Annotated in this window: 5 protein-coding genes and 1 riboswitch; of the genes, 1 reads left to right on the forward strand and 4 read right to left on the reverse strand. The window is 68.4% G+C overall.

Annotated elements, in window-relative coordinates; genetic code table 11:
* Positions 1-121: 121 nt before the first annotated feature.
* The 4 genes from MJ783_RS17350 to MJ783_RS17365 form a co-directional block, all read right to left on the reverse strand.
* Complete coding sequence (locus MJ783_RS17350) at positions 122-874, reverse strand: SDR family oxidoreductase (protein WP_239311576.1); 753 nt, start codon at positions 872-874, stop codon at positions 122-124.
* Positions 875-1,342: 468 nt separating this feature from the next.
* The gene (locus tag MJ783_RS17355; RefSeq protein WP_239311578.1) at positions 1,343-1,726 is read right to left on the reverse strand and encodes a transglycosylase family protein; all 384 of its coding nucleotides are present in this window, start codon (positions 1,724-1,726) and stop codon (positions 1,343-1,345) included.
* Positions 1,727-1,733: 7 nt separating this feature from the next.
* Positions 1,734-1,909: riboswitch (cyclic di-AMP (ydaO/yuaA leader) on the reverse strand.
* Positions 1,910-2,378: 469 nt separating this feature from the next.
* On the reverse strand, positions 2,379-3,785 hold the full coding sequence (locus MJ783_RS17360) for a multicopper oxidase domain-containing protein (RefSeq protein WP_239311580.1): 1,407 nt from the start codon (positions 3,783-3,785) through the stop codon (positions 2,379-2,381).
* Positions 3,786-4,171: 386 nt separating this feature from the next.
* Positions 4,172-4,840: a haloacid dehalogenase-like hydrolase gene (locus MJ783_RS17365; protein ID WP_239311584.1), complete on the reverse strand. Its 669-nt coding sequence runs from the start codon at positions 4,838-4,840 to the stop codon at positions 4,172-4,174.
* A 62-nt stretch (positions 4,841-4,902) separates the two neighbouring features.
* Here MJ783_RS17365 and MJ783_RS17370 point away from each other — a divergent pair, with 62 nt between their 5' ends.
* Positions 4,903-6,072 carry a hypothetical protein gene (locus MJ783_RS17370; RefSeq protein ID WP_239311586.1) on the forward strand — a complete coding sequence of 390 codons (1,170 nt, stop codon included), beginning with the start codon at positions 4,903-4,905 and terminating at the stop codon, positions 6,070-6,072.
* The last annotated feature ends 103 nt before the right edge of the window (positions 6,073-6,175 follow it).

The raw sequence follows: 6,175 nt of genomic DNA on the forward strand, positions 1-6,175 counted from the left end.
GACGCGGGACGCCTGCCCCCGCCCCGCGATAACCTCGGCAATGTCGCGTCCCCTACGGCGTGTTTTCGACACGTGCCCTGGTCCCGGGCGCTCTGAGCGGCCGGGACGGCTATCTGTTCAGCTATCTGTTCAGCAGGCTGCCAATGGCCACCCGCAGTACCTCGGGGAACAGCCGCTGGCCGATGGCCACCGGCCGCGCGATACCTGGGAAGATCCAGAAACGCCCTTTGTCGAGGCCGCGTTCGATCGCGTCGACGGCAGCGGCCGGTGTCATCATAGTGCGCTGCGAGACTGCTCGGGCTGCGGGCATGTCGTCGAGCATCGGGGTTGCCACCGCCGGTGGACAGACACAGCTCACCCGCACACCAGTCCCGCGAAGTTCATGCCGTAGCGTCTGAGCGTAAATGACCAACGCCGACTTTGTCGCACCATAGGGACCGTGTTGCGGCACCGGCAACCAGCCGAGAATCGACGAGAAAAGGACGAGCCGGCCCGATCCCCGCGCGAGATAGCCGGGTAGCGCGGCCGTCACCGCGTTGACTGTGCCCTGGTAGTTCACCGCCATGATCTTCGCGTGCACCGCGGCCGGGGTCTCAGCGATCTTGCCTGTGTACCCGATCCCGGCGGCCGTCACGAGCAGGGTGTGGTGCTGCGAGGTCACGACGTCGGCCATGGCGTCCGCATCGGTGACATCGATGGTGTGCGTCGTCACCTTTCCGGGCCCAGCGTCGTGGAGGACCTTGAGACCGGCTTCGTCCCGATCAACCGCGATAACGTCTGTGCCCTGCCGCACCAGCCGGAGGGCGAGGAGCTGTCCCATTCCGCTTCCAGCGCCGGTCACCAAGGCTCGACGGACGTCGTTCTTCGCTGTCATCGCTCATGCACCAGGTTTCTCGAGAGCCCAGCGCGCGGATCGAAAAAACCCCCTGATGAGGCACCGCTCGCGCACGGTACGGTATTACGCCGCCCGCCTGAAGTCGAGTAGCCCCGCGGGGAGCCGGCGCGAACGAAAAACGGGCCCGGACAAGAAACGACGACACACCGACGGGGCCGTTTTTCCGGGTTTACCACAGACCGCCGCGGCGCGCCCGGCCCCCCAGCCGGAAGATCGATTGTGCGGGTACGCCCGGCCCGGTCCGAGAGCCGGAAGCAGGCGGCCGCTTGGGAGAGACCGGCCGTGGCCGGTCTCTCCCAAGGCTTCGCGAGAGCCTCCCGGTGAACCCGGGCCGGCCGCTCTGTCGAGATACCTGAGGCTATACCTGATATACACAGCGCTGGCGCTGGCGGATCTGACAGACGCCGTGGACGGCGCGAGGGACTCTCGCCGCGTCCTCTCCGGTCGCTAGGCCTTTCCGGCCCAGCAGTGCTTCGACGCGTACCAGGGGCTCGTGCCCTGCTGCGCGTACAGTATCCGCGCACGCATCCACTGTTCGGACACACTGGCGTTCTGCGGCAGGCCAGAGCCACCGACAGCGTGCCACGTGCTAGGCAGGAACTGGAACAGTCCGCCGGCACCGATCGAGTTGACAACCTTCGGGTTGCCGCCGGATTCACACTGTGCAATGGCGGCCAGCACACCGTCGTTGGACGGTGCCGCACTCGCTGGCTGGGACAGCGCGACGCTGCCGCCGCCGATGGCGGCGACGAGTGCCGGTACAGCGATCAGTACCCGAGCACGCGCCTTGATTCGACTGATTCCACGAGCGCCAGAACGTACATGGGACATATTGTGTTGATGTCCTTCCCCACGCCTGCGAGGTGAGCTGTCGGATTCGGGCTGGGACTGCCCGGCCGCGCTATGCGGCTTCACCCCGAGAACGCCTGGCTTCGACGTCCGGAAATGGTTCCCCCGTTCCTGCCACCGTATTGGTTGTCATCGGACGGGGGCAGGACTCGGCGTGCCATCCGATGCGCGCCTTCCCCTCGAAGGCACGGCGAGGACCATACGTGCCATGACCGCCCAGCAGGCAAGGCTCCGTGAAGAGGCACACAGTCCACAGCCGATGTTGCTAACCATCACGGCTGCCGGTAACGTGCGCGCACCCGCGCTTATCCATAGTTGGCCCTGGCCGGCTGGCGCAATTGTGCCGGGGCCGCCACCCAGCCAAAAAAACTGCCCCGCGCGGTAGGTGGGCAGGCGGGTCGGCTGCGTGGTTGTTCGCCGACGGTTGTTCGTCCGCCGTACGATGCCGCGGGGATCCTGCGCATCAACAGTGCCGTGTATGGTGTGGGCAATATGGCTGTCCGAACGCTGATGATCCTGGGCTCTCCGTGCGCGGGAGCCGCTTTCTGGGCGGCTGGCGGTTCTCGCCATATCGCGGTCCAGGCCTGTTGTGCGGCAGGAGCTACCGGCCTGGACCGCGATGAACGGCGCGGTTTCAGCCCATGGCACGACGGCGGCGACGGCGCACGATCCTGCGGGCGCCGATCGCCACCACGAACGCGATGATCGCGGACGCGGTGGGGACAGACGACGGGGGGACAGCTATCCCGCCTTCGCCCGCGGAGACAGCGCCCTTGGGCACCGGCATCGTTGTGGCCGACGGCCCTGGCGCGGATATAGCGGTGGCGGCAGTACCGTTGTTGGTGTCGGTGTCGGACACAACCTGGTAGCGGGTCAGCATGCCGGCGGTGATGTGCTCGTTCACGTGGCAGTGGAAAAGCCAGATGCCGACGTCATCAGGCACCATGTCGGCCACGGCCATGGTGCCGGGGAGCAGCGGAACGGTGTCCATACGCATGCCGCCCACGATCGCGTCGTTACCGTGCCAGTGCGGCGTGTGCATATCCGCCTCGCCGCCCATGCTCATCAGGTACCACCGGACGTGCGCACCCTTTTTCATAGTGATCATCGGCTCGTTGCCAAAGACGTAGCCGTTGATGGCATGCCGCATGTTGGAACGCTCGAAATCAGCATCGTTCAGCGCCGGGTACGGCGGCTTGGCAAAACGGCGGAGATTCTCCTGAAGATACGGGCTCCAATTCTCGTTGACGATCGAGAACAGCGCGAAGATCTCGCGGTCGACGTCGACGGGGCTACCGTCTGGCCGCGCCTTCCCTTTTCCGGTGACAACCATCGGGCCGGTGAGCCCGGCATAGGTGTCGGTGACCTCGTTGGTATGGGAGTGGTACATCCACATGACCGAGCTGCCGTCGTGCGGGCCCGGACCCGCTCGATCGGGCACCAGCCAGGTGTACGTGTGCGTGCCTCCGGTGGGTACGGCGTCGTCGAGCTTGTCCACCCCGGAGGTGTTGTCCGCGTACGGCGTGCCCTCGTTCGCCTTGGTGTAGAAGACGCCGTGCGGATGCACGCTGTCAGAAATCCGGCAGGCGTTGCGGAACACGACTTTGATGGTGTCGCCGACCTCGGCGCGGATCACCGGGCCCAAAAAGCCCAGATACGCATCCTGCGGGAGACGCGGCGCCAGACCGCTGAAGCTGGCGTCGGTGTAACCACGGTAGAGACACTTGAGGTAACTCGTCCCGATCCGGCCGGGCCCGGACTGGACGTATGTCCTTGCTATCGGGTCGAATGCCTGGCCGGTGATAGCATCGCGTCCCTCGGGGGCGTAGTTCCAGACCACCTCGTCAGCACCGATGTAATAGGTGCGCACTCGACCGGTCGGGTGGAACTCCTGGCCGGCGGCGTCGTTCCAGTAGGATGATCGTTCTCCCGTCGCGCCCGTGCCGCCGGCCGCGGTGGGCCCGGCCGCGGCCGCGGGCCCGATCGCGGCGGGCCCGAGGGCAAGCACAAGCGCGCTCCCGACCACCGCTCTGACGCACATCCGCTGCCTGGCACGAACGGTCGTCTCCGCGGACCGTGACGACGACTGCCTCCTTACGCGTACCCGGCTGGCGGTCCGGCCGCCGATACCTGTGCGCCGCATGGCGCGCAACTTATCAATCACGGAGCGTGACAGTAACCCTCCGTGACTTCCCCTGCATAGTGAGAGTCCACAATCCGCCAAAGGATGTGGAAGATGGCACTACGCACGCGCACCGGTCGGGCAGCCGGTCGGCGACACATGCTGGACGGGGCGGGCAGGAGCTTTCAGGCTGCTCGTGGACCGGGTCGCGGATCGCCCGGCCGTGTTGGCAGCCGCATCGGACGCCCTGCCGCCGGAGCCTGCCAGCGGGCTGGCGTTCTCACGCTATCGTGAGCGGATGGGCCTCACCAGTGGACGATCCGCAGGCGCCCGCCCAGCGCCTGCTGTGCGCGTAGCGCGAGCCTCCCGTCAGGATTGACCAGCACCGCATGGTTGGCGGCGGCCAGCATGGGCAGGTCCGCCAGCGAGTCGCTGTAGGCGTGCTCCCACGGCGGCTCGATCCCGTGGGCGGCGAGCTGACGCGGTTTACGCGCTCCATGGTTGTGCAGGCTGCCCCGAGTAACACCGAATCGGCCCCAGACCAGCTGCGAGGAAATCAGTTCCACCTCGCCCAGGCCCAGCGTGTCGAGGAGCGTACGGGCAAGTTCTCGTTCACATGCTGTCACGATCACTACCCGATCGCCCGCGTCGAGGTGGCGGCGCAGTGTGGCGATGCCCTCGGGTATCGTCACGTCCCGTTCGGCCGGGAGCTCCCGGCCGAACGCCTCGGCTCGCGCACGGAACCGGGCGGCATCCAAGCCCAGCAACGCCAGCCGCATTATCATCCGTACCGCGATCGCGCGCAGCGGGCGTACCGCCAGCAGGGGCGTCACCGGCATGACCAGGGCCGCGCGCCATCGGGACCGCGACAGGTGCCGGCGCAGCAGCCGGGTGAACGTGTCACCACGCACCAGCACACCGTCCAGATCGAACAACGCGACCCCGGCGGTCGCGCGTTCAGGCGTCTCGCTCATGCGTGCATCCTTGTCGTGTTCGACGGCGGCCCGCGGAATACAGAATCTGGAACGGACGGACGGTGAGCACAAGCATGACCGAGGGCACAGCAGTCAACCAGACCGATCCGGTGACATGCGCATACCCTGGGTGCACGCATCCGCCGAGTGCTCCGGTCGGGCCCGGCCGGCCACCCGCGTACTGCGACGATTCCGCGCACAACCGGCTGTCGGCCTACCGCCGGCGGCGCGAGCTGTCGGCCGCGCCCGCGGCCGGCCCGGCAACCAGCCCGGCGCCGCTCTCCGGCGGGGCACGCGCGCGCGCGGACGCGCTGGCGGAACAGATCACGGCGCTGGCCACCGGGCTCACCCGCGCGCTGGACGGGTTTGTCCAGGAGATGGCGGCCCTCGGCGATATGGCGGCAACGGAGGCACGGGTCGAGACCGTTGAGGCCGAAGCGGCCGAACGGGTCGCCGAAGCGGTCGCCCGGTCGGTCCGGGCCGAACAGGTCGCCCGCGAGGCGCAGGCCGCGCGGATCGAGGCCGAGGCCGTCGCGGCCGAGGCCGTCGCCGCGGTGGACCAGCTCGACGAGCGGCGGGCCGCTCTGGAGGCCGAACGGGACGCGTGTGCCGCGGCCCGCGACGAGGCACGGGCCGCCCTTGACACGGTGCGCGTCCAAGCCGCGGCCGCCCTTGAGCAAGCCCGGCGGGAGGCCGACGCCCGGATCGAACAGGCCTGTACCCAGGCGACTGAGGAGATCAGCCAGGCTCGTCAGGCCGCGGATGCCGCTGTCGCGACGGCACGCGGCGAAGCCACGGCCTCCCTTGCGCGGGCCCGGGAGGAAGCCGCCCAGACCCTCGCCGCCGCCACCGCGGCTCGTGATGGCGCGCTGGCCCGGGCGGAGGCTTTCGAGCGGACCGCGACCGAGGCCCGGGCGGAAATCGAGCGGTTGCGCGCTGATCTGCTTCGCCAGCAAGAGGTCACCGATGCCGCGATCACCCGCATCCACGCTGATGCCGACAGGCGGCTGGACAACGCACAACGGGTGGCGGACGAACGCCAGGGGGTGCTCGTCGAGGCCAGGGCGGACGCCCGGGCCCGCGCCGAGCGCGCGGAACGGCAGGCCGACGAACTCGCCGCCGAGCTGCGCGCGGTACGGGCGGAGCTGACCGCGGCCCGTGACAGCCTCCGCGGGACTGGGCAGCCCGCATCCCAGATACGTCACCCCGACAGTAATGGTCAGTCACAGTGAGAGCGTGTGTGAGATCGGGCGTTCGATCAGGCAGCGGCGCCGGGGCGGATGGATCGCGAGGCGGCGGAGGGAGCCACCGGAGGTGGTGGGTGGCGACCGACGA

The organism is Protofrankia sp. Cj3, from assembly GCF_917627355.1.
GTDB lineage: Bacteria > Actinomycetota > Actinomycetes > Frankiales > Frankiaceae > Protofrankia.